Here is a 21,050-nt window from a genome sequence, read left to right on the forward strand (position 1 = left end):
TCTTCCATCCGTCATGCGGCAAATTGCCTTCGTCAGCCCCGCCCGGTCCCTGGGCGCACGATGGAGGAAGAGATGAACCAGCAGACAGGCAAGGTTGCGATCGTCACCGGCGCGTCGCGCGGCATCGGCGCCGCAATCGCCCGGCGCCTCGCCGCCGACGGCCACATCGTCATCGTCAACTATGCCGGCAGCGCCGCGGCGGCCGAAGACCTCGTCCGCGCGATCGAGGCGGGTGGCGGCCGCGCCATCACCGCCCAGGCGGACGTAAGCGACGCCGGCGCGGTCGCCCGCATGTTCGACAGCGCGGAGGCCGCATTCGGCGGGGTCGACATCCTCGTCAACAATGCCGGCATCATGAAGCTGGCGCCGATCGCCGAAAGCGACGACGCGCTGTTCGACAGCCAGATCGCGATCAACCTGCGCGGCACCTTCAACACGCTGCGCGAAGCCGGCAACCGCCTGCGGGACGGCGGCCGCATCATCAACTTCTCGACGAGCGTCATCGGCCTGCGGCTGGAAAATTACGGCGTCTATGCCGCCACCAAGGCGGCGGCGGAGACGCTGACCGCGATCATGTCGAAGGAGATGCGGGGCCGTTCCATCACGGTCAACGCGATCGCCCCCGGCCCCACCGCGACCGCCCTGTTCCTCGACGGCAAGTCGCCCGAGCTGATCGATCGCATGGCGAAGATGAACCCGCTCGAACGGCTCGGCACGCCCGAGGATATCGCAGCCGCCGTGTCCTTTCTCGTGGGGCCGGACGGAGGCTGGATCAACGGCCAGGTGCTCCGCGCCAATGGCGGCATGATCTAGCGGCCGCCGGCAAAGCGATCCGCTGCCCTTTCGAAAAGGATCATAACGATGAAGCAGGTCATCATCATCACCGGCGCATCGAGCGGCTTCGGCGCCCTCGCCGCGCGCCAGCTCGCGCTCGCCGGCCACAGCGTCTATGCCGGCATGCGCGCCACCCAGGGCCGCAACGCTCCGCAGGTCGCCGCGGTCGAGGATTTCGCCCGCGAACATGGCGCGGACATCCGCGCGATCGAAATGGACGTGCAGTCCGATGCATCGGTCGTCGCCGCCATCGACCGCCTGATCGCGGAGCAGGGCCGGATCGATGCCGTCATCCACAATGCCGGCCACATGTCCTTCGGCCCGGCCGAAGCCTTCACCCCGGAACAGTTCGCCGAACTCTACGACGTCAACGTGCTGTCTACCCAGCGCGTGAACCGGGCCGCGCTTCCCCATCTCCGCGCGCAGGGCAAGGGGCTGCTGCTCTGGGTTTCGTCCAGCAGCGCGCGGGGCGGCACGCCGCCCTATCTCGCCCCCTATTTCGCCGCCAAGGCCGCCATGGATTCAGTGGCGGTTTCCTATGCCGGCGAGCTTGCCCGCTGGGGCATCGAAACATCGATCATCGTGCCCGGCGCCTTCACCAGCGGCACCAACCATTTCGCCCATTCCGGCAAGCCCGCCGATGCCGCGCGGGTCGCAGCCTATGATCAGGGGCCGGGCGCGGACATAGCCGCCATCGCCCTGAAGGGATTGGCCGATCTGGAGCCCGCGGATGCCGATGCGACGGAGGTGGCGCGCGCCATCGTGAGGATAGTCGGCATGCCCCATGGCAAGCGCCCCTTCCGGGTCCATATCGATCCTTCCGAAGACGGTGCGGAAGTCGTCAACGCCATGGCGGATCGCGTGCGCGCGGAGCTGCTGCGCCGCATCGGGCTGGAAGATCTGCTTCGGCCCCGTATCGCCGCCTGACCGGCGGAGAATGAGAGGTCGGCGCGGCGCATCCGGCCGCGCCGGCTTACTCCGCGTTCGGCGGCACCTTGTAAGGCTGGCCGATCTTCACGAATTCCTCGACGAACCGGTCGGCCGCCGCGCGGGCCTCCTTCAGCTTCGCATAGGGGAATTCCACGCGGCCGCGCACGTCCCAATAGCCCCGCTCGACCGTCCACAGGCCGACGCCGACGCGCTTGTCGCCCTGCTGCGCGCGGAAGATGCCGATATAGCCGTCCACGCCCTTGCCGGGCCGGTCATACGGGCCTTCGGACACCACCTTCACATCGGCCAGCCCGTTGAGCGCCATCGGCTTGGCGATGATGAAATGCTCCTTCGCGGTCATGCCGATGATGTGGACGATCGCGATCCTCAGCGAGATCGGCGTGCCATCCGCCAGCGTGCGCTTGTAGGCGACGCCGACATAGTCGCCGCTGCCGTCGAACGCCGCCTGGCCGACCCGCTCGAACCCGGCGATCCGATCGGGGAAGCGCGTGCCGCTTTCCACATGCACCAGCATCGCCCCCTCGGTCGCGAAGGCGCCCGCCTCGCCCGTTTGGGCCGGGGCCGATTGCGCCGCGATCGCCAGGCAAAGCAGAGGGGCCAGGACAAGAGGCAGCTTCCGCATCATTCGTCTCCACGGTGGACATGCTCGACAGGAAGCCCTGCCTCGCGCGCCCTCTTAGCAGCCGTCGCCGCGAACGGAAATCCATCGCTCTTGCGCCGATGGCCGCGATCGTGCGTTCTGTCCCTCGTGACCGAAATCAGACCGCTCCCCCGATCCGCCGTCCTCATCGTCAATGCGAAGTCCCGCAAGGGACGCAAGCTGTTCCGCAGGGCCGTCACCGGCCTCAGGGCGGCAGGCGTGGAGATCATCGCCGCCCATGCGGTGCGCAAGCCCAAGCTGTTCGCCCCCGCCATCCGCGAAGCCGTGCGATCGGGCGCGCCGATGGTGATCGTGGGCGGCGGGGACGGATCGCTCTCCTCCGCCGTCGATCATTTCGTCGGCCATGATTGCGTGTTCGCACTGCTGCCGCTGGGCACGGCCAACAGCTTCGCGCGGACGCTGGGCATCCCGCTCGACCTGGAAGGCGCGATCGGCGTGATCGCGGGCGGACAGCGGCGGCGGATCGACCTCGGCATGATCGACGGGGACTATTTCGCCAACTGCGCCGCGATCGGGCTTTCGCCGCTGATCGCCGAAAGCGTGCCCCACGGCTTCAAGGCCTGGGCCGGCCGTGTCGGCTACCTCAGCTGGGCGATGCTGGTGCTGTTCCGGTTCAAGCCGTTCCGGCTGACGGTGGGCGAAGGCGATACGGCCGAGACGATCGACGCGCTGGAGGTGCGCATCGCCAATGGCGGCTTCCATGGCGGCACCGAACTGGTGGACGACGCGGAGGTGGACAGCGGCGAAATCGTCGTCCAGGCGGTCGTCGGCAAGGCGCTGCCCTATCTCGGCTGGAGCTGGCTCACCAGCCTGCTCCGCCTGCCCCAGCGCCGGCAGACCACCCGCGAATTCCATGGCCGTGCGCTGCGCGTGGCGACCGATCCGCCGCTCTCCATCTCGATCGACGGCGAGGTGCTGGCGAAAACGCCGGTGACGGCGCGCGTGGCGAAGGGCGCGATCGAGGTGGCCGCGCCGGCTGGGTGACGGGCTGCCATTGACGCGCTGCCCCACCCCCGCCATATCGCCGGCCACGGCAATGGATTCCTGCCGGGCCTCGCGCCGAACCGCCATTGAGGGCTGATGATTCCTACCTGCGGCCGCCCTGCGGCAAGGAGGAATCATGCGTTCGGTATTTCTCGTCTTCATCGGATCGGGCCTGGGCGGGGCGTTGCGCCATCTGGTCGGGCTGGCATCGCTGCGCCTGCTGGGGCCGGGCTTTCCCTGGGGAACGCTGACGATCAACGTGCTGGGATCGACGCTGATGGGCGCCGTTGCCGGCCTGTTCGCGGCGCGGAGCTGGGGCCATCCCGAATGGCGGCTGTTCCTCGCCACCGGCGTGCTCGGCGGCTTCACCACCTGGTCCACCTTCTCGCTGGACGTGGTGACATTGTGGGAACGCGGGCGGCCGGCGGCGGCGCTGGGCTATGTCGCCGCCAGCCTGATCCTGTCCTTCGCCTTCATGGCCGCGGCCCTGCTGATCGCGCGGCGATGAAGGCGGGCCGGGTCAATCCAGATTGGGCCTGAGCCAGCGTTCCGCGGTTTCCAGATCGACGCCGCGCCGCACCGCATATTCCTCAAGCTGATCGCGGCCCACCCGCGCCACCCCGAAATACTGGCTTTCGGGATGGCCGAAATAGAAGCCGGAAACCGCCGCCGTCGGCAGCATCGCGAAGCTTTCGGTCAGCGTGATGCCGGTCGCGTCGCCGGCCTGCAGCAGATCGAACAGGATCGGCTTCTGGCTGTGATCCGGGCAGGCCGGATAGCCGGGCGCAGGGCGGATGCCGCGATATTGTTCGCGGATCAGCGCCTCGTTGGTCAGCTGCTCGCCCTCGGCATAGCCCCAGAGCACGGTGCGGACATGGGCGTGCAGCCGCTCGGCAAAGGCTTCCGCCAGGCGATCGGCCAGCGCCTTCAGCAGGATGTCGCGATAATCGTCATGCTCCGCCTTGAAGCGGGCGAGATGCGCGTCGATGCCGATGCCCGCCGTCACCGCGAAGCCGCCGATCCAGTCGCCGGCGGGATCGATGAAATCGGCCAGGCACATGTTCGCGCGGCCCTCGCGCTTGGCGATCTGCTGGCGGAGGAAGGGCATGCGCACATCGCCGCCCTCGGTTTCGATCACGACGTCGTCGCCTTCGCGCCGGCACGGCCACAGGGCGGCGACGCCCTTCGCCGTCAGCCATTTCTCCGCGATGATCTGGTCCAGCATCGCATTCGCGTCGGCGAAGAGGCTGCGCGCGCTTTCGCCGACCACCTTGTCCTCCAGGATCGCCGGATAGTTGCCGGCCAGCTCCCACGCGCGGAAGAAGGGCGTCCAGTCGATATAGTCGCGCAGATCCTCCAGCGGCCAATCGGCGAAGACATGGCGCCCCGGCTGCCTCGGCGATGCCGGCTTCTGCGCGAAATCGGTGGGGAAGGCGTTGGCGCGGGCGGCGGCGATCGGGATCAGCTCGCTCTGCCCCTTGCCCTCGCGCGCCTTGCGGACGGCTTCGTAATCCGCCGCCGTCTTTTCCACGAAGGCGTCGCGCTGGGTGTCGGACATCAGGGTCGAGGCCACGCCCACCGCGCGGCTGGCATCCAGCACATGCACCACCGGCCCCTGATAGGCCGGCGCGATGCGGAGCGCGGTGTGAACCTTCGAGGTGGTGGCACCGCCGATCAGCAGCGGCATCTCCATGCCGGCGCGCTGCATCTCGCTCGCCACCGTGACCATCTCGTCCAGCGAGGGGGTGATGAGGCCGGAGAGGCCGATGATGTCGGCGTCATTCTCGTTGGCGGCCTTCAATATATCCATCCACGGCACCATCACGCCGAGATCGATCACCTCATAGCCGTTGCACTGGAGCACGACGCCGACGATGTTCTTGCCGATATCGTGGACGTCGCCCTTCACCGTCGCCATGACGATGCGGCCCTTGGAACGCTGGCCCGCCACCTTCTCCGCCTCGATGAAGGGCAGCAGGTGCGCCACCGCCTTCTTCATCACGCGGGCGGACTTCACCACCTGCGGCAGGAACATCTTGCCCGATCCGAACAGGTCGCCAACCACGTTCATGCCGTCCATCAGCGGGCCTTCGATCACCTCGATCGGCCGGGCGAACATCTGCCGCGCCTCTTCGGTGTCGTCGACGACATAGGCGTCGATGCCCTTGACCAGCGCATGTTCCAGCCGCTTGACGACATCCCAGCCGCGCCATTCCTCGGCCGCCTTTTCCGCCGCCGCATCCTTGCCCTTGAAGCGTTCGGCGATGGTGATGAGCCGCTCGGTCGCATCCGGGTTGCGGTTGAGGATCACATCCTCGCACGCCTCGCGCAGCTCGGGATCGATCGTGTCATAGACGTCGAGCTGGCCGGCATTGACGATGCCCATGTCCATCCCCGCCGGAATGGCGTGGTAGAGGAAGATGGAATGCATCGCCCGGCGCACGGGCTCGTTGCCGCGGAAGGAGAAGCTGAGGTTGGAAAGGCCGCCGGAGATATGCGCGTGCGGGCAGCGCTTCCGGATCTCGCGCGCCGCCTCGATGAAATCGACGGCATAATTATTATGCTCCTCGATCCCCGTCGCCACCGCGAAGATGTTGGGATCGAAGATGATGTCCTCGGGCGGGAAGCCGTCTCCCACCAGCAGCTTGTAGGCGCGCTCGCAGATTTCGACCTTGCGGTCCTTCGTATCCGCCTGCCCCACCTCGTCGAACGCCATGACGACGACGGCCGCGCCATAGGCCCGCACCTTGCGGGCATGTTCCAGGAACTGGGCCTCGCCCTCCTTCATGCTGATCGAATTGACGATCGGCTTGCCGGATACGCATTTCAGCCCGGCCTCGATCACGCTCCACTTGGAGCTGTCGATCATGATCGGCACGCGGGCGATGTCTGGCTCGGCCGCGATCAGCTTGAGGAAGGTGGTCATCGCCACCTCCGCATCCAGCAGCCCCTCGTCCATGTTGACGTCGATGATCTGCGCGCCGTTCTCCACCTGCTGGCGCGCGACCTCCACGGCCTTCACATAGTCGCCGGCCATGACGAGCTTCTTGAACGCCGCCGATCCGGTGACGTTTGTGCGCTCGCCGATATTGACGAACATGGCGCGGGCCGGCGTGGGAGCGTCGTCGGGAAGGTCTGGTGCGGTTGCCACTATCTTCTCTCTTCTTCGTCACCCTGAACCTGTTTCAGGGTCCACCGCGCGACGGGCGAAGGCGACGCCGGTGAAAAATGGGTGCTGAACCAGGCTCAGCAGACGGCGCGGACAAGGCTATGCAGCGATCACCATCGTCTCCAGCCCGGCCAGCACGGTGCGGACCGGGGGACTTGCGATCGCGCGGGGAGCCGCGCCCTGCACCGCGTGGCGCATCGCCGCGATATGGGCGGGGGTGGTGCCGCAGCAGCCGCCGACGACGTTCATCAGCCCGTTTTCCGCCCAATCGCGGATGAAGCCGCCGGTGGTCTCCGGCTCCTCGTCATACTGCCCCAGATCGTTGGGCAGGCCCGCATTGGGATAGACCATCACCAGCGTATCGGCGATGCCAGCAAGCGCCGACACATGCGGGCGGAGCTGCGGCGCGCCGAACGAGCAGTTCAGCCCGATGGTGAGCGGCCGGGCATGGCGCACGCTGGCCCAGAAGCTTTCGATCGAATGGCCGGAAAGGTTGCGGCCGGACATGTCGGTGACGGTGAAGCTGATCATCAGCGGAACCTCCGCGCCCCGCGCCTCGGCCGCCTCGATCCCCGCCATGATGCCGGCCTTGGCGTTCAGCGTATCGAAAATCGTCTCGATCAGGATGAAATCGACGCCGCCGTCCAGCAGCGCGTCGATCTGCTCGCGATAGACCTGCTTCAGCTCGTCGAACTCGATCGCGCGATAGCCGGGATCGTTCACGTCGGGCGACAGCGACAGCGTCTTGTTGGTCGGCCCCAGCGCACCGGCCACGAAGCGCGGGCGACCATCCTTCGCCTCGGCCGCCTTCGCCGCGTCGCGGGCGATCTGCGCGGCGGCGAGGTTCATGTCGCGCACCAGATGCTCCGCGCCATAATCGGCCTGGCTGATCCGGTTGGCATTGAAGGTGTTGGTGGAAACCATGTCCGATCCGGCATCCAGATAGGTTTCGGTGATCTCGGCGATCACGTGCGGCCGCGTGATCGCCAGGATGTCGTTATTGCCCTTCTGGTCGAAGCCGAGGTCGAGCCCGCCGCGATAATCCTCCTCGGTCAGGCGATAGCCCTGGATCATCGTGCCGAACGCACCGTCGGTCAGCAGGATGCGATCGGCGGCCTCCGCGCGGAAGCGGCGGGCGGCTTCGGATGGGGTCAGCATGTTCATATTCTCAACTCCAAACCGCTCATTCCGAGGAGCCATTGAGCCTGGCGAAACGGCATCTCGAAGGATGTTCCGAAACGAGCCCTCGGCAAGCCCGGTCCCTCCTCAGCATGAACGGGAAATCCGCAGGTTCACGCCGCCTTCTCCGCCGCCGCCGGATTGGGCCGAAGCCCGAGCAGATGGCAGATCGCGTAGCTCAGCTCCGCGCGGTTGAGCGTGTAGAAATGGAAATGCCGCACGCCGCCCGCATAAAGCTTGCGGCACATCTCGGCCGCGATCGTGGCGGCGACGAGCTGGCGGGCGGCCGGGCGGTCGTCCAGCCCCTCGAACAGGCGGTCCATCCAGGCGGGGATGGCGGCGCCGCACATGCCGGCGAACTTGCGCGTCTGGGCGACGTTGGACACCGGCAGGATGCCCGGCACGATCTCCGCATCGATGCCGGCGGCCTCCACCGCGTCCCGGAAGCGGAAGAAGGCATCGGCCGAAAAGAAGAACTGGCTGATCGCGCGGTTGGCGCCGGCATCGATCTTGCGCTTCAGATTGTCGAGATCGGCCGCCACGTCCGTCGAATCGGGATGGCATTCGGGATAGGCCGCGACCGATATCTCAAACGGCGCGACCGACTTCAGCCCCGCGACCAGCGCGGCCGCATTCTCGAAACCGTCGGGATGCGCCTGGAACTTCTCGCCCTCGCGCGGGGGATCGCCGCGCAGCGCCACGATGTGCCGCACGCCGGCCGCCCAATATTCGCGGGCGACATCGAGTATCTCGTCGCGGCTGGCATCGACGCAGGTGAGGTGCGCGGCCGCCGGGATCGCCGTTTCCCGCGCGATCCGGGCGACGGTGGCGTGCGTCCGCTCGCGCGTCGATCCGCCCGCGCCATAGGTGACGGAAACGAAGCGCGGCCCCAGCGGCGCCAGCGTCTCGATCGCGTTCCACAGCGTCTCCTCCATCTTCTCCGTCTTGGGCGGGAAGAATTCGAAGCTCACCTGGCAATCGCCGGCGAGGTCGGCGAACAGCGGCGCATCCAGCGCGCGGCGGGCCTCCTCCATCTGGGCGATCGAAACGCTCATGCCGCAATATCCTCTCGTGCGTCGGCCGGGCGACACCGCCCCAGCCACAATTTCACCGTCAGCTCGCCGCCGTCGAGCCGCTCGACCGCCTCGACGTCCAGCCCGGCGGCCGCGAACCAGCCCGCCATCTGTTCGTCGTCGAAACCCAGACGGACATGCGCGTCGCGGGTGCGCAGCTCCTCCTTCTCGTGCCGGTCGAAATCGACGATCAGCAGCCGCCCGCCATCCGCCAGCAGCCGCGCCGCCTCGGCGATCGCGGATGCCGGCTGGTGGGCATAATGCAGCACCTGGTGCAGGATCACCGTATCCGCCGATCCGCTCGCCAGCGGCAGGGCATACATGTCGCCCTGGCGCAGCTCGGCCTTGTCCAGCCCGGCCTCCGCCAGCTTGGCCCGCGCCATGCGCAGCATCTCCGGGCTGCGGTCCACGCCCAGCGCGCTCGTCGCCGTGCCGCCGACCAGCTCGATCATCCGGCCGGTGCCGGTGCCGATATCGATCAGCCGACCGATCGCATCCCGCCCCAGCAGGCGCCGGATCGCATCCTCCACCGCGCTTTCGGCGACGTGGAGCGAGCGGATGGCATCCCATTCATCGGCATGGGCCGCGAAATAGCCTTCCGCCGCCGCCGCGCGATCGGCGCGCACCGCCGCCAGCCGGGCGATATCCGCGATGGCCCAATGATCGCCGGGCTCGCCCGCCGCCCAGGCATCCATCGCCGCGAGGAGCGGCGCGACCCGCGCATCATCCCCCAGCGTCAGGAACACCCAGCTTCCTTCCTTGCGGCGATCGGCAAGGCCGGCATCGGCCAGAATCTTCACATGGCGCGAAACGCGGGGCTGGCTCTGCCCCAGCACCTGTGCCAGTTCTCCGACCGAAAGCTCCATCGCACGCAGCAAGGCCACGATCCGCAGGCGCGTCGGATCGGCCAATGCGCGGAAGGTGTCGAGCATGCGCGTCATGATGGATAAGGATATAAAGATATCTTTATATCCGTCAAGCAACTTGTTCGCGCTTTGCCCCTATGGCAGGCGCGGGACAGGGGGCTGTGGAATCGTTGCAAGAGGCCGTTTAGATGCGCATTTTCGTCACCATCGCCGCCGCCGCGCTGCTGGCAGGGTGCGCCACCACGCAGAAAAGCGCCGCGACCGATCTGGAAGCATCCGGGCCGCGCGATCCGCTGGAAGGCTTCAACCGCGCCGTCTGGGGCTTCAACCAGACGCTCGACAAGGTGGCGATGAAGCCGGTTTCGACCGTCTATCGCACCATCACCCCGCGCGCGGCGCGGCGCGGCATCCTGCACGTCTTCGATAACCTCACCGAGCCATGGTCCTTCGTCAACAACCTGCTGCAGGGCAAGCCCGGCCGGGCGGTGAACAATCTCGGCCGCTTCGTCGTGAACACCACGATCGGCGTCGGCGGCCTCGCCGATCACGCCACCGGCCTCGGCATCAAGCCCGCGCCGGAGGATTTCGGCCAGACGCTGGCGGCGTGGGGCGTGAAGAGCAGCACCTATATCGTCCTGCCGCTGTTCGGCCCCTCCACGATCCGCGACGGCATCGGCACCGGCGTCGGCATGTTCGCCGATCCGGTGAACATCTGCCTGCGCGAATGCACCGACCTGTCGTGGACCGAACGGATGATTCCCGATGTGGTGAATCTGGTGAGCATCCGCGCCAACCTTACGGAAACGGGCGCCGATACACTGCTCAACACCAGCCTCGATCCCTATGCGACCGCGCGTTCGGCCTATTTCCAGCGCCGCGCGGCGGAAATCGCCGATCAGGCGGGCGATGCCGGATCGGCCAGCGACGCGGACGTCGATGCCGCGATCAAGGAACTGGATGCGGATACGCCCACAGCCGACGCGCCGAATCCCGATTCCGCGCCGGCCGGGGACGAACCGGCCGCCACCCCTGCCCCGCAACCCACGGAGCAACCACAGGAAGAGCCGGCCGCGCCGCCGCAGCCATCCTCGTCCGATCTTAACCTGAAATGATCAGTCTACCGGAACAAGAGAGATTGCGCCGCCGCATCGAACCCGATAAAGGGGGCATCGCTGGTTTCGGGGGAAACACGCCTTGATCTGTGATTAAGCGGCGTCCACGCATCCATCAGCTATTGCCACCTGGAGGGTTTAGCCCATGAAGAAGATCGTTGTTCTCTCGCTCGCCGCCGTCGCTTCGTTCGGCCTCGCCGCCTGCAGCAAGCAGGAGCCGGCTGCCTCGAACGAGACCGAAGTCACCAACGAAGTCGCCGACGTGAACGCGACTGTCGAAGAAGCCGTGACCGACGTGAACGCGACCGCCGAGAACGCCGTTGCGGACATCAACGCCGCGGCCGAGAACGCCACGAACGCCGTCGAGAACGCCACCAACGCGCAGTAATGCCGTTGGGGACGTTGCGCGCGCCATAACGCGCGCACGGTTCCGGGATCAGGGGCCGCGCCTCGCACGAGGTTGCGGCCCCTTTTCTTTGCCCCTCCCACATCCCGGCCCGGCCGCCGGCCGCCGGCGATTTTGCGTCCGGCGCCAATCGCGATACTATTCCGGTTCCTGACCATTTTCCCGGAGCCGGCGCCATGATGCGGACGAAGTGGATGTCGATGCTGGCGGCGATCGCCGCGATCGGCCCGCTCAGCGCCTGCGGGCGCCCCTCCCCCGACAACGCGCAGGTCAACACCGATCCGGCTGCCACCGAAATCGAGAGCGTCCCCGCCGACGGCCTCGTCGCGCCCGCCAACATGGCCGAGGACAGCGAGAGCAGCCAATCTTCCGACAACGGCTATTAGGAACGGCGCCGGACGACGCGGCCGGCGGGCAGCCGTCACTCTCTGAAGGCATAGAAAAAGGGCCGGGGATCGCTCCCCGGCCCTTTCCTTTGCCGTTCGGCTGGAAGCGTGGACTTAGAAGTCCATGCCACCCATGCCGCCCATGCCACCCGGCATCGCCGGGGCGGGCTTGTCGTCCGGCAGCTCGGCGATCGTCGCCTCGGTGGTGATCAGCAGGCCGGCGACCGAGGCCGCGTCCTGGAGCGCCGTGCGCACCACCTTGGTGGGATCGATCACGCCGGCAGCCACGAGGTTCTCGTAGGTGTCGGTCGCGGCGTTGAAGCCCTTGGTCTCATCATTCTCGCGGAGCAGGTTGCCGGAAACGACGGCGCCGTCATGGCCGGCATTCTGGGCGATCTGACGAAGCGGGGTCTGGATCGCCTTGCGGATGATGTCCACACCACGGGTCTGGTCGTCATTCGCGCCCTTCAGGCCTTCGAGAGCCTTGGTGGCGTAGAGGAGAGCCGTGCCGCCGCCGGGAACGATGCCTTCCTCGACAGCCGCGCGGGTGGCGTGGAGGGCGTCGTCGACGCGATCCTTGCGCTCCTTCACCTCGACCTCGGTCGCACCGCCGACCTTGATGACGGCGACGCCGCCGGCCAGCTTCGCCAGACGCTCCTGGAGCTTCTCGCGATCATAGTCGGAGGTCGTGATCTCGATCTGCTTGCGGATCGCTTCCACGCGGCCCTTGATCGCATCGGCATCACCGGCGCCATCGACGATGGTGGTGTTGTCCTTGTCGATCGTGACGCGCTTGGCGGTGCCGAGCATGCCGACGGTGACGTTCTCGAGCTTGATGCCGAGATCTTCCGAGATCAGCTCGCCCTTGGTGAGGATCGCGATGTCCTCGAGCATCGCCTTGCGGCGATCGCCGAAGCCCGGCGCCTTGACGGCCGCGACCTTCAGGCCGCCGCGCAGCTTGTTGACGACGAGCGTGGCGAGAGCCTCGCCCTCGATGTCCTCGGCGATGATGAGGAGCGGACGGCCCGACTGCACCACCGCTTCCAGGATCGGAAGCATCGACTGCAGGTTGGACAGCTTCTTCTCATGGATCAGGATGTAGGGGTCGTTGAGCTCGACCTGCATCTTTTCCGGGTTGGTGATGAAGTAGGGCGAGAGGTAGCCGCGGTCGAACTGCATGCCTTCGACGACGTCCAGCTCGAATTCGAGGCCCTTGGCTTCCTCGACGGTGATCACGCCTTCCTTGCCGACCTTCTCCATCGCTTCCGCGATCTTCTGGCCGACTTCGGTGTCGCCATTGGCCGAGATGATGCCGACCTGGGCGACTTCGTTCGATCCGGCGACCGGCTTCGAACGCTTGGCCAGATCCTCGACGACCTTGGCGACGGCGAGATCGATGCCGCGCTTCAGATCCATCGGGTTCATGCCGGCCGCGACCGACTTCATGCCTTCACGCACGATCGCCTGGGCGAGCACGGTGGCGGTGGTGGTGCCGTCGCCGGCGACGTCGTTGGTCTTCGAGGCGACCTCGCGGACCATCTGGGCGCCCATATTCTCGAACTTGTCCTTCAGTTCGATTTCCTTGGCGACAGAAACGCCGTCCTTGGTGATACGCGGCGCGCCGAACGACTTGTCGATCACGACGTTGCGGCCCTTCGGACCCAGCGTCACCTTCACCGCATCGGCAAGGATATCGACACCGCGCAGGATGCGTTCACGCGCGTCGCGCGAAAACTTGACGTCTTTCGCTGCCATGTTCTTGTTCCTCTAGCTTATCTGAATTGGAATTCTGGTCGGTCGGGCGATCGGCTCAGGCGATGATGCCCAGGATGTCCGATTCCTTCATGATCAGCAGGTCTTCGCCGTTCACGCGGACCTCGGTGCCCGACCACTTGCCGAACAGGATGCGATCGCCGGCCTTCACGTCGAGCGGGGTCACCTTGCCGTCCTCGGCCTTGGCACCGGCGCCGGCGGCGACGACTTCGCCTTCCTGCGGCTTTTCCTTGGCGGTATCGGGAATGATGATGCCACCGGCCGTCTTCTCCTCGGCCTCGACACGACGAACCAGCACACGATCGTGCAGCGGACGGAAATTCATTGCGCGTCACCCTTTCTAGTCTTGCGGCTCGCCGATCCTCCCCGTGGTCGGACAGCGGCGGCGCGCTGGGAACGAATGATCTGTTAGCACTCCCCATTGGCGAGTGCCAGCCGCCATATTGGAGCCGACCCGAAAACCGTCAAGCGTGGCCGGGACGAAATTTTCGCTTTCCGCCGCGATCCGGGGCGGCGGCGCGACGATCGCCCTTTCATGCGGCCGCCGAACAGGATAGCCCCTGCATGTTTCAGCATGGGGACGATGATGCAGTTGCTGCGCGGATTGTGGAAAATCCTGGTCGGCGTGAAAGATGCGCTGGTCCTGCTTTTCATGCTGATCTTCTTCGGCGGGCTCTATGCCCTTCTGTCCGCCACGCCCAAGCCCGCGACGGCGACCAGCGGCGCGCTGGTCCTCGATCTCAGGGGCACGCTCGTCGAGCAGCCGGCCCAGCCCGGCACGATCGACACGCTGACCGGCGGCAACCCCGCAAGCCGCGAATACCGCCTGCGCGATATCGTGCGCGCGCTGGATGGCGCGGCGCGCAATCCCTCGATCAAGGCGGTGGTGCTGGATCTAGATCGCTTCGCCGGCGGCGGACAGGCGACGCTTGCCGCCGCGGCCAAGGCGATCGACGGCGTCCGCGCCGCGAACAAGCCCGTGCTCGCTTATGCGACAGGCTATACCGACGACAGCTACCAGCTTGCCGCCCATGCCAGCGAGGTGTGGGTCGATCCCTTCGGCGCGGTGCTGCTCACCGGCCCCGGCGGATCGCGGCTCTATTACAAGGGGCTGCTCGACAGGATCGGCGTCCAGACCAAGGTCTATCGCGTCGGCCAGTTCAAATCGGCGGTCGAACCCTATACCCGCACCGATCAGTCGCCCGAGGCGCGGGCCGCCAACCAGGCGCTGGTCGACAGCCTGTGGGGGACCTGGCAGGCGGACGTGCAGCGCGCACGCCCCCGCGCGCAGCTCGCAACCTATATCGCCGATCCCGAACAGGCCCTGGCCAAGGCCGGCGGCGATATCGCCAAGGCAGCGCTGGCCGCCGGGCTAGTGGACAAGGTGGGCGATCGCGTGGAATTCGGCCGGCGGATCGCCCAGATCGCGGGCGAGGCCGGCGATCGCGAGGCCGGCGCCTTCAAGGCGATCCCGCTGGAAGGCTGGCTCGCGGCCAACCCGGAAAATGCGAGCGGCCAGATCGGCGTCGTCACCATCGCCGGCGAGATCGTCGACGGCGAGGCGGCACCCGGCCGGGCCGGCGGCGATACCATCGCCAAGCTGATCCTGAACGAACTCGCCCGGAACCGCATCAAGGCGCTGGTGGTGCGCGTCGATTCGCCCGGCGGATCGGTCACGGGCTCCGAACGGATCCGGGAAGCGATCCTGGAGGCCAAGCGCAAGAAGCTGCCCGTCGTCGTCTCGATGGGCACCTATGCGGCATCCGGCGGCTATTGGGTCTCCACGCCGGGCGACTTCATCTTCGCGGAACCGGCCACCGTCACCGGATCGATCGGCGTGTTCGGCCTGCTGCCCAATTTCGCGGGCACGCTCTCCAAGGTCGGCCTGTCGGTGGATGGGGTGAAGACGACGCCGCTATCGGGCGAACCCGATCTGCTGCGCGGCACCTCGCCCGAATTCGATCGGCTGATGCAGGCCGGGATCGACGATATCTACCGCCGCTTCACCGGCCTCGTCGCGCAATCGCGCAACCTGCCCGTCGCCCGCGTGGACGAGATCGGCCAGGGCCGGGTCTGGTCGGGCAGCACCGCCGTCGGCCTCCGCCTCGTCGACAAGACCGGCGGGTTGAGCGACGCCATCGCCGAGGCCGCGCGCCGGGCGAAGATCGATCCCGCCAAGGCCCGGCCGCTCTATATCGAACGCGCGCCCAGCCTCATCAGCCAGTTCCTCGCCGGGCTGGTGCAGAGCGAGGAGCAGGCCGATGCGCCGCGCGATGCCTATAGCCGCATCGCTCGCCTGCCCGAACAGCAGATGCTGCGCGCCTTCCATGATCTGAAGGCGATGGCGGAAGGGCCGGCCATCCAGATGCGCTGCCTCGAATGCCCCATTGCCGCTACCCCCGCGCCCCGCGCCCGTGGCGGCCTGATGGAGGCGCTGCTCATGAAGCTGGGTCTGGAACGGCTCGTCCTCTGATTGCGCCGGATCGGCCGCTCCAGCTTTTGCTTGCCGCGTTTTCTTGGAAAGCCTCTCTAGCCGCGGCGATAGGCGGGCAGCCCCAGCCCGCGGGCGATGGCGAGGGCACGGAGCGCGAAGCCCGCGGCAGCGCCGGCGCCCCAGGCGATCGGCAGGGATGCCCCGAGCAGGGTGAGCACGACGAACAGCCCCGCCGCCAAGGCGGCGGCGGTCACGTAGATTTCGGGCCGGAGCAGGATGGAAGGCTCGCCGGCCAGCACATCGCGAATGATGCCGCCGCAACAGCCCGTCACTACCCCCATCATCGCCGCGGCAAGCGGCGGGACGCCGAAGGCCAGCGCCTTGGACGCGCCATAGACCGCATAGGCCGCCAGCCCCACCGCGTCGAACCAGTCCAGCGCGCGCGGGCGCCACCAGCGCGACGGCGTCAACCACACCAGCCCCGCCATCACCAGGCACACCGCCAGCGCCGGATTGTCCTGCATCCAGAATACGGGCGCGCCGATCAGCAGATCGCGCAGCGTGCCGCCGCCCGTGCCGGTGATGACGGCGAAGAAGGCGAAGGTCACCAGCGTCTGCCGCGCGCGTGCCGCCGCCAGCGCGCCGGAAGCGGCGAACACCGCGATGCCGGCAAGGTCCAGCCACTCGGGCGCCTGGTCGAGGATCGGGGCGTGGATCGACATGGTGGCTCCGAATGGGTCTGGCTGATCGTTAGACGAACAGGGGGCATTCCGTCATGCTGAACTTGCCCCCTCCCCGCCCGATGCCGCGATTGCCGGCACCCGGCGGGACGATATGAAAAAAGGGCCGCCCACCTCCCGGTCGACGGCCCCTTTCCCGAAAATGTCCGGTCGGATCAGTAGCGGTAATGATCCGGCTTGAACGGGCCTTCCGGCGTCACGCCGATATAGGCCGCCTGCTTCGGGGTGAGCTTGGAAAGCTTCACGCCCAGCTTCTCGAGGTGGAGCGCGGCCACCTTCTCGTCGAGATGCTTCGGCAGCACATAGACCTCGTTCTTATATTCGTTCGACTTGGTCCACAGCTCGATCTGGGCCAGCACCTGGTTGGTGAAGCTGGAGGACATGACGAAGCTGGGATGGCCGGTGGCGCAGCCCAGGTTCACCAGGCGCCCCTTGGCCAGCACGATGATCTTCTTGCCGTCGGCGAACTGGACCTCGTCCACCTGCGGCTTGATCTCCGTCCACTTCATGTTGTTGAGGCCGGCGATCTGGATCTCGCTGTCGAAGTGGCCGATGTTGCACACGATCGCCATGTTCTTCATCGCGCGCATGTGATCGACGGTGATGACGTCCTCATTGCCCGTCGCGGTGACGAAGATGTCGGCGCGGGTCGCGGCCTCCTCCATCGTCACGACTTCATAGCCTTCCATCGCCGCCTGCAGCGCGCAGATCGGGTCGATCTCGGTCACCAGCACGCGCGCGCCGCCGTTGCGGAGCGAAGCGGCCGAACCCTTGCCGACATCGCCGAAGCCGGCGACGCAGGCGACCTTGCCGGCCAGCATCACGTCGGTGGCGCGGCGGATGGCGTCGACCAGCGATTCCTTGCAGCCGTAGAGATTGTCGAACTTCGACTTGGTGACGCTGTCGTTCACGTTGATCGCCGGGAAAGGCAGCTTGCCCTTCTTCGCCAGCTCATAAAGGCGGTGGACGCCGGTGGTCGTCTCTTCCGAAACGCCCTTGATGGCCTTGACCGTCTCGGTCAGGTAGCCGGGGCGTTCCGCCAGGAAGCGCTTGAGCGTCGCGACGAAGATTTCCTCTTCCTCGTTGGACGGGGTGAACAGCGCTTCGCCGGCCTCGACGCGCGCGCCCCACAGCGCGAACATGGTGGCGTCGCCGCCATCGTCCAGGATCATGTTGGCGGTGGTATCGCCCCAGTCGAAGATGCGGATCACATAATCCCAATATTCCTCCAGCGTCTCGCCCTTCACGGCAAAGACGGGGATGCCCTGCGCGGCGATGGCGGCGGCGGCGTGATCCTGGGTGGAGAAGATGTTGCACGAGGCCCAGCGGACCTCGGCGCCCAGATGCACCAGCGTCTCGATCAGCACCGCCGTCTGGATCGTCATGTGCAGCGAACCGGTGATCCGCGCGCCCTTCAGCGGCTGCGACGGGCCATATTCCTTGCGCAGCGCCATGAGGCCCGGCATCTCGGTTTCGGCGATCTCGATCTCCTTGCGGCCGAATGCGGCGAGCGAGATGTCGTGGACCAGATAATCGGTGAAGCTTTCGGCAGGCAGGGTCGCCACGTCGGTTCTCCTTGGGGGGACACGGGTACTACCGCGCGGGAAAATGGCGCGCGGAACATGACTGCGGCACTTAGCCGGGCCGGCGCCGCAACGCAATTCCAAATATAAAGATTTCTTTATGTCCTGTGGAAACGGCGATCAGGCGTGGCCGATTTCGGGCGCGAGCAGGCGCGCGTCGATCCCGGCATTGGCGAAGGCGCAGGTCCAGCGCTGGTCCACCGCGGTATCGAACAGAACGCCGGGGCTGCCGCCGGTCGCGAACCAAGCATTGCCCGTCATCTCGTCCTCGAGCTGGCCGGGGCTCCACCCGGCATAGCCCAGCGCGACCAGCCAGCGCGAAGGCCCCCTGCCCTCGGCGATGGCGCGCAGCACGTCCAGCGTGGAGGTCAGCGCCCAGCTTTCGCCCACCTGCAGCGTATCCTGCCCGCCCCAGTCCAGCCCATGCAGCACGAAGCCGCGCTGCGGCTCCACCGGCCCGCCCACATGGATCGGCACGTCGGGCGCCTCGCCGGGATCGATATCGAGCTGGGCGAGCAGGCTGTGCAGGCGGATGCGCGGCATCAGCTGGCCCACGCCGATGCCCAGCGCCCCTTCCTCGTCATGCGCGCACATCGCGATCACCGCGCGCGAGAATCGGGGGTCGCCCATGCCGGGCAGGGCAAGCAGCAATTGGCCGCTGAGATAGGCTGGCGCATCCATATCCCCAATCTATAGATGGCTGGAGCGGATGGAAGGTGTGCTTTCCACAAGGCGTTCCGAACATGCGCCATGCTTCAAACTGCAATCGCGCTGGCGTAGACCAGCGCGACTCCTGGCTACAGAAGGATGCCGATATGACGATCAAGGCGGGCGACACGCTTCCCGAAACCACCTTCACCAAGCCGACCGAAAGCGGCCCCGAAGCGGTGCAGAGCGCGGATTTCTTCAAGGGCCGCAAGGTCGCGCTCTTCTCCGTGCCGGGCGCCTTCACCCCCACCTGCTCCGCCAAGCATCTGCCGGGCTTCATCGAGAAGGCGGCCGAGCTGAAGGCCAAGGGCGTGGACGAGATCGCCTGCACCGCGGTGAACGACGCCTTCGTGATGGGCGCCTGGAGCAAGAGCGCCGGCGCGGGCGAAGCCGTGACCATGCTGGCGGACGGCAATGGCGATTTCGCCAAGGCGCTGGGCCTCACCATGGACGGCAGCAAGTTCGGCCTCGGCACGCGCGGGCAGCGCTTCTCGATGATCGTGGACGACGGCGTCGTCAGCGTCCTGAATGTCGAGGCGCCGGGCGAGTTCAAGGTGAGCTCGGCCGATTACATGCTCGGCCAGCTTTAAGGCCGCATCCGGGGGCCGCGCCCGCACGGCGCGGCCTTCGCTTATATTCGACCACAGCAGACCATAGGAGAAGCCCACATCGCCACCAAAGCCAGCCTCGCCATCGTCGACCAGCTCGACACCCTCTATCAATCCTCCGTCGAAGCGCTGCGCGCGGCACTCGGCCGCTATATCGCCACCGGCGAACGGCCCGACGAGGCCGCCCGCGCGGCGGGTGCCTTCACCTATCCCGAACTGCACCTCCGCTATGACGGATCGACCCGCCATCATCCGCTGCGCGCCTTCGGCCGGCTGACCGCCGCCGGCCATTATGCGGTCTCCGTCACCCAGCCGACGATGTTCCGGGAATATCTGGCCGAGCAGATCGACCTGCTGGTCGCCGATTTCGGCGCGGAGATCGAGGTTTCGCGCGGGCGCCAGGAAATCCCCTATCCCTACGTGCTCGATGCCGGCGTCGACCTTGCCGACGCGGCGGCGGCCGAGCTTGCCCGCGTGTTCCCGTCCAACGACCTCATCCATATCGGCGACGAGGTGGTGGACGGCCTGTGGCAGGGCGAAGGCGGCGAGGCCCGCCCGCTGGCGCTGTTCGACGCCCAGCGCGTCGATTTTTCCATCGCGCGGCTGCGCCATTATACCGGGACGCCGACGCAGCATGTGCAGAACTATATCCTGTTCACCAACTATCACCGCTATGTCGATGAATTCGTGCGCTGGGCCTGCACGCAGCTGTCGGACGACGGCCCCTATCAATTGCTGAGCTGCGCGGGCGGGCTGGAGCTTACGGCGGCCAATGCCGATCCCGATCGTGCCATCACCGACAGCGCCTGGCGGCGGCATCAGATGCCGGCCTACCACCTCGTCGGCCCCAACCGATCGGGCATCACCCTGGTCAATATCGGCGTCGGCCCGTCCAACGCCAAGACGATCACCGATCACCTCGCGGTGATGCGGCCGGAAGCCTGGCTGATGATCGGCCATTGCGGCGGCCTGCGCCCGTCGCAGCGGATCGGCGATTATGTGCTGGCCCACGCCTATCTGCGCGACGATCATGTGCTGGACGACGTGCTGCCGCCGGAAATACCGATCCCGGCCATTGCCGAGGTGCAGCAGGCGCTGAGCGCGGCGGCCGAGACGGTTTCGGGCGAGCCGGCCGAGCAGTTGAAGCGGCGCCTGCGCACCGGCACCGTCGTCACCACCGACGATCGCAACTGGGAACTGCGCTACACGCGATCGGCGCTGCGCTTCAACCAGAGCCGGGCGGTGGCGATCGACATGGAATCGGCCACGCTCGCGGCCCAGGGCTATCGCTTCCGCGTGCCCTACGGCACCCTGCTCTGCGTGTCGGACAAGCCGATCCATGGCGAGATCAAGCTGCCCGGCCAAGCCAACCGCTTCTACGAGCGCGCGATCAGCGAGCATCTGCGGATCGGCATCGCCGCGATCGACGAGCTGCGCCGCACCGGCGAGCGCCTCCACAGCCGCAAGCTGCGGGCGTTCAACGAGCCGCCGTTCCGCTAAACGCGGCATCGCCACCGGAAAGGGCGAGAGGGAAAGAAAGCGAAATCGCGTTCGCCCTCTCATGCCCGCCATCCCCTTGCCAC

The 21,050-nt window shown here is 66.9% G+C and carries 20 protein-coding genes and 1 riboswitch; of the genes, 10 read left to right on the forward strand and 10 right to left on the reverse strand.

Features of this window, described 5'->3' with window-relative positions; translation table 11 throughout:
• The first annotated feature begins 72 nt into the window (after positions 1-72).
• Together CV103_RS10495 and CV103_RS10500 are read left to right on the forward strand one after the other, a co-directional pair.
• Positions 73-813, forward strand: a complete 741-nt coding sequence (locus CV103_RS10495; RefSeq protein ID WP_107394948.1) for an SDR family oxidoreductase — start codon at positions 73-75, stop codon at positions 811-813.
• A gap of 48 nt (positions 814-861) precedes the next feature.
• Entirely contained in the window at positions 862-1,761 is a 900-nt protein-coding gene (locus CV103_RS10500) for an SDR family oxidoreductase (RefSeq protein WP_107394889.1), read from the forward strand.
• Between the two features lie 46 nt (positions 1,762-1,807).
• Here CV103_RS10500 and CV103_RS10505 read toward each other — a convergent pair whose 3' ends face one another.
• Entirely contained in the window at positions 1,808-2,407 is a 600-nt protein-coding gene (locus CV103_RS10505) for a hypothetical protein (protein WP_107394949.1), read from the reverse strand.
• A gap of 126 nt (positions 2,408-2,533) precedes the next feature.
• On the opposite strand from CV103_RS10505, the gene CV103_RS10510 reads away from it, so the two are divergent.
• A complete protein-coding gene (locus CV103_RS10510; protein ID WP_107394890.1) occupies positions 2,534-3,430 on the forward strand; it encodes a diacylglycerol kinase family protein in 897 nt (298 codons plus the stop codon).
• A gap of 39 nt (positions 3,431-3,469) precedes the next feature.
• Positions 3,470-3,543, forward strand: a riboswitch (Fluoride riboswitch).
• Positions 3,544-3,566: 23 nt separating this feature from the next.
• Entirely contained in the window at positions 3,567-3,938 is a 372-nt protein-coding gene (crcB, locus tag CV103_RS10515) for a fluoride efflux transporter CrcB (RefSeq protein WP_015459999.1), read from the forward strand.
• 12 nt (positions 3,939-3,950) lie between these two features.
• On the opposite strand, the gene metH is transcribed toward crcB, so the two are convergent.
• The 4 genes from metH to CV103_RS10535 all read right to left on the reverse strand — a co-directional run bounded on the left by metH (position 3,951) and on the right by CV103_RS10535 (position 9,792).
• Entirely contained in the window at positions 3,951-6,530 is a 2,580-nt protein-coding gene (metH, locus tag CV103_RS10520) for a methionine synthase (RefSeq protein WP_107394891.1), read from the reverse strand.
• A gap of 168 nt (positions 6,531-6,698) precedes the next feature.
• Complete coding sequence (locus CV103_RS10525) at positions 6,699-7,757, reverse strand: homocysteine S-methyltransferase family protein (protein ID WP_107394950.1); 1,059 nt, start codon at positions 7,755-7,757, stop codon at positions 6,699-6,701.
• A gap of 134 nt (positions 7,758-7,891) precedes the next feature.
• Positions 7,892-8,833 carry a methylenetetrahydrofolate reductase gene (gene metF, locus CV103_RS10530; RefSeq protein ID WP_211314378.1) on the reverse strand — a complete coding sequence of 314 codons (942 nt, stop codon included), beginning with the start codon at positions 8,831-8,833 and terminating at the stop codon, positions 7,892-7,894.
• Positions 8,830-9,792 (reverse strand): ArsR/SmtB family transcription factor, encoded by a 963-nt coding sequence (locus tag CV103_RS10535; RefSeq protein ID WP_107394892.1) that lies wholly within the window; start codon positions 9,790-9,792, stop codon positions 8,830-8,832. Before CV103_RS10535 ends, metF begins: the two co-directional genes overlap by 4 nt.
• A 113-nt stretch (positions 9,793-9,905) precedes the next feature.
• Between CV103_RS10535 and CV103_RS10540 the strand changes: the two genes are divergently transcribed.
• The 3 genes from CV103_RS10540 to CV103_RS10550 all read left to right on the forward strand — a co-directional run bounded on the left by CV103_RS10540 (position 9,906) and on the right by CV103_RS10550 (position 11,621).
• The gene (locus CV103_RS10540; protein WP_107394893.1) at positions 9,906-10,829 is read left to right on the forward strand and encodes an MlaA family lipoprotein; all 924 of its coding nucleotides are present in this window, start codon (positions 9,906-9,908) and stop codon (positions 10,827-10,829) included.
• A gap of 145 nt (positions 10,830-10,974) precedes the next feature.
• Complete coding sequence (locus CV103_RS10545) at positions 10,975-11,217, forward strand: hypothetical protein (RefSeq protein WP_015459993.1); 243 nt, start codon at positions 10,975-10,977, stop codon at positions 11,215-11,217.
• Positions 11,218-11,411: 194 nt separating this feature from the next.
• On the forward strand, positions 11,412-11,621 hold the full coding sequence (locus tag CV103_RS10550) for a hypothetical protein (RefSeq protein WP_015459992.1): 210 nt from the start codon (positions 11,412-11,414) through the stop codon (positions 11,619-11,621).
• A 114-nt stretch (positions 11,622-11,735) separates the two neighbouring features.
• Here CV103_RS10550 and groL read toward each other — a convergent pair whose 3' ends face one another.
• Together groL and groES are read right to left on the reverse strand one after the other, a co-directional pair.
• Entirely contained in the window at positions 11,736-13,376 is a 1,641-nt protein-coding gene (groL, locus tag CV103_RS10555) for a chaperonin GroEL (protein ID WP_015459991.1), read from the reverse strand.
• A 55-nt stretch (positions 13,377-13,431) separates the two neighbouring features.
• On the reverse strand, positions 13,432-13,719 hold the full coding sequence (groES, locus tag CV103_RS10560; RefSeq protein WP_015459990.1) for a co-chaperone GroES: 288 nt from the start codon (positions 13,717-13,719) through the stop codon (positions 13,432-13,434).
• A 261-nt stretch (positions 13,720-13,980) separates the two neighbouring features.
• On the opposite strand from groES, the gene sppA reads away from it, so the two are divergent.
• A complete protein-coding gene (gene sppA, locus CV103_RS10565) occupies positions 13,981-15,867 on the forward strand; it encodes a signal peptide peptidase SppA (protein ID WP_107394952.1) in 1,887 nt (628 codons plus the stop codon).
• A gap of 56 nt (positions 15,868-15,923) precedes the next feature.
• Here the strand turns inward: sppA and CV103_RS10570 are convergent, their stop codons facing one another.
• From CV103_RS10570 to CV103_RS10580, 3 genes are all read right to left on the reverse strand, one after another.
• Positions 15,924-16,550, reverse strand: a complete 627-nt coding sequence (locus CV103_RS10570; protein ID WP_107394894.1) for a trimeric intracellular cation channel family protein — start codon at positions 16,548-16,550, stop codon at positions 15,924-15,926.
• A gap of 173 nt (positions 16,551-16,723) precedes the next feature.
• Complete coding sequence (gene ahcY / locus CV103_RS10575) at positions 16,724-18,133, reverse strand: adenosylhomocysteinase (RefSeq protein WP_107394895.1); 1,410 nt, start codon at positions 18,131-18,133, stop codon at positions 16,724-16,726.
• A gap of 138 nt (positions 18,134-18,271) precedes the next feature.
• A complete protein-coding gene (locus CV103_RS10580) occupies positions 18,272-18,832 on the reverse strand; it encodes a YqgE/AlgH family protein (RefSeq protein WP_015459986.1) in 561 nt (186 codons plus the stop codon).
• 134 nt (positions 18,833-18,966) lie between these two features.
• On the opposite strand from CV103_RS10580, the gene CV103_RS10585 reads away from it, so the two are divergent.
• Together CV103_RS10585 and CV103_RS10590 are read left to right on the forward strand one after the other, a co-directional pair.
• Positions 18,967-19,449, forward strand: coding sequence for a peroxiredoxin (locus tag CV103_RS10585; protein WP_107394896.1), 483 nt, complete (start codon positions 18,967-18,969; stop codon positions 19,447-19,449).
• A gap of 78 nt (positions 19,450-19,527) precedes the next feature.
• Positions 19,528-20,967: an AMP nucleosidase gene (locus CV103_RS10590; RefSeq protein ID WP_107394897.1), complete on the forward strand. Its 1,440-nt coding sequence runs from the start codon at positions 19,528-19,530 to the stop codon at positions 20,965-20,967.
• The last annotated feature ends 83 nt before the right edge of the window (positions 20,968-21,050 follow it).

The organism is Edaphosphingomonas fennica (assembly GCF_003034225.1).
Classification (GTDB): domain Bacteria; phylum Pseudomonadota; class Alphaproteobacteria; order Sphingomonadales; family Sphingomonadaceae; genus Sphingomonas_E; species Sphingomonas_E fennica.

What these genes read in the sequence shown, in the direction of transcription:
- CV103_RS10585 (WP_107394896.1), top strand. Translation starts at nt 18,967, where the DNA reads ATGACGATCAAGGCGGGCGACACGCTTCCCGAAACCACCTTCACCAAG.
- CV103_RS10495 (WP_107394948.1), top strand. Translation starts at nt 73, where the DNA reads ATGAACCAGCAGACAGGCAAGGTTGCGATCGTCACCGGCGCGTCGCGC.
- CV103_RS10500 (WP_107394889.1), top strand. Translation starts at nt 862, where the DNA reads ATGAAGCAGGTCATCATCATCACCGGCGCATCGAGCGGCTTCGGCGCC.
- sppA (WP_107394952.1), top strand. Translation starts at nt 13,981, where the DNA reads ATGCAGTTGCTGCGCGGATTGTGGAAAATCCTGGTCGGCGTGAAAGAT.
- CV103_RS10550 (WP_015459992.1), top strand. Translation starts at nt 11,412, where the DNA reads ATGATGCGGACGAAGTGGATGTCGATGCTGGCGGCGATCGCCGCGATC.
- groES (WP_015459990.1), bottom strand. Translation starts at nt 13,719, where the DNA reads ATGAATTTCCGTCCGCTGCACGATCGTGTGCTGGTTCGTCGTGTCGAG.
- CV103_RS10505 (WP_107394949.1), bottom strand. Translation starts at nt 2,407, where the DNA reads ATGCGGAAGCTGCCTCTTGTCCTGGCCCCTCTGCTTTGCCTGGCGATC.
- metH (WP_107394891.1), bottom strand. Translation starts at nt 6,530, where the DNA reads ATGTTCGTCAATATCGGCGAGCGCACAAACGTCACCGGATCGGCGGCG.
- CV103_RS10535 (WP_107394892.1), bottom strand. Translation starts at nt 9,792, where the DNA reads ATGACGCGCATGCTCGACACCTTCCGCGCATTGGCCGATCCGACGCGC.
- CV103_RS10525 (WP_107394950.1), bottom strand. Translation starts at nt 7,757, where the DNA reads ATGCTGACCCCATCCGAAGCCGCCCGCCGCTTCCGCGCGGAGGCCGCC.
- groL (WP_015459991.1), bottom strand. Translation starts at nt 13,376, where the DNA reads ATGGCAGCGAAAGACGTCAAGTTTTCGCGCGACGCGCGTGAACGCATC.
- metF (WP_211314378.1), bottom strand. Translation starts at nt 8,833, where the DNA reads ATGAGCGTTTCGATCGCCCAGATGGAGGAGGCCCGCCGCGCGCTGGAT.
- CV103_RS10580 (WP_015459986.1), bottom strand. Translation starts at nt 18,832, where the DNA reads ATGGATGCGCCAGCCTATCTCAGCGGCCAATTGCTGCTTGCCCTGCCC.
- CV103_RS10540 (WP_107394893.1), top strand. Translation starts at nt 9,906, where the DNA reads ATGCGCATTTTCGTCACCATCGCCGCCGCCGCGCTGCTGGCAGGGTGC.
- crcB (WP_015459999.1), top strand. Translation starts at nt 3,567, where the DNA reads ATGCGTTCGGTATTTCTCGTCTTCATCGGATCGGGCCTGGGCGGGGCG.
- CV103_RS10545 (WP_015459993.1), top strand. Translation starts at nt 10,975, where the DNA reads ATGAAGAAGATCGTTGTTCTCTCGCTCGCCGCCGTCGCTTCGTTCGGC.
- CV103_RS10570 (WP_107394894.1), bottom strand. Translation starts at nt 16,550, where the DNA reads ATGTCGATCCACGCCCCGATCCTCGACCAGGCGCCCGAGTGGCTGGAC.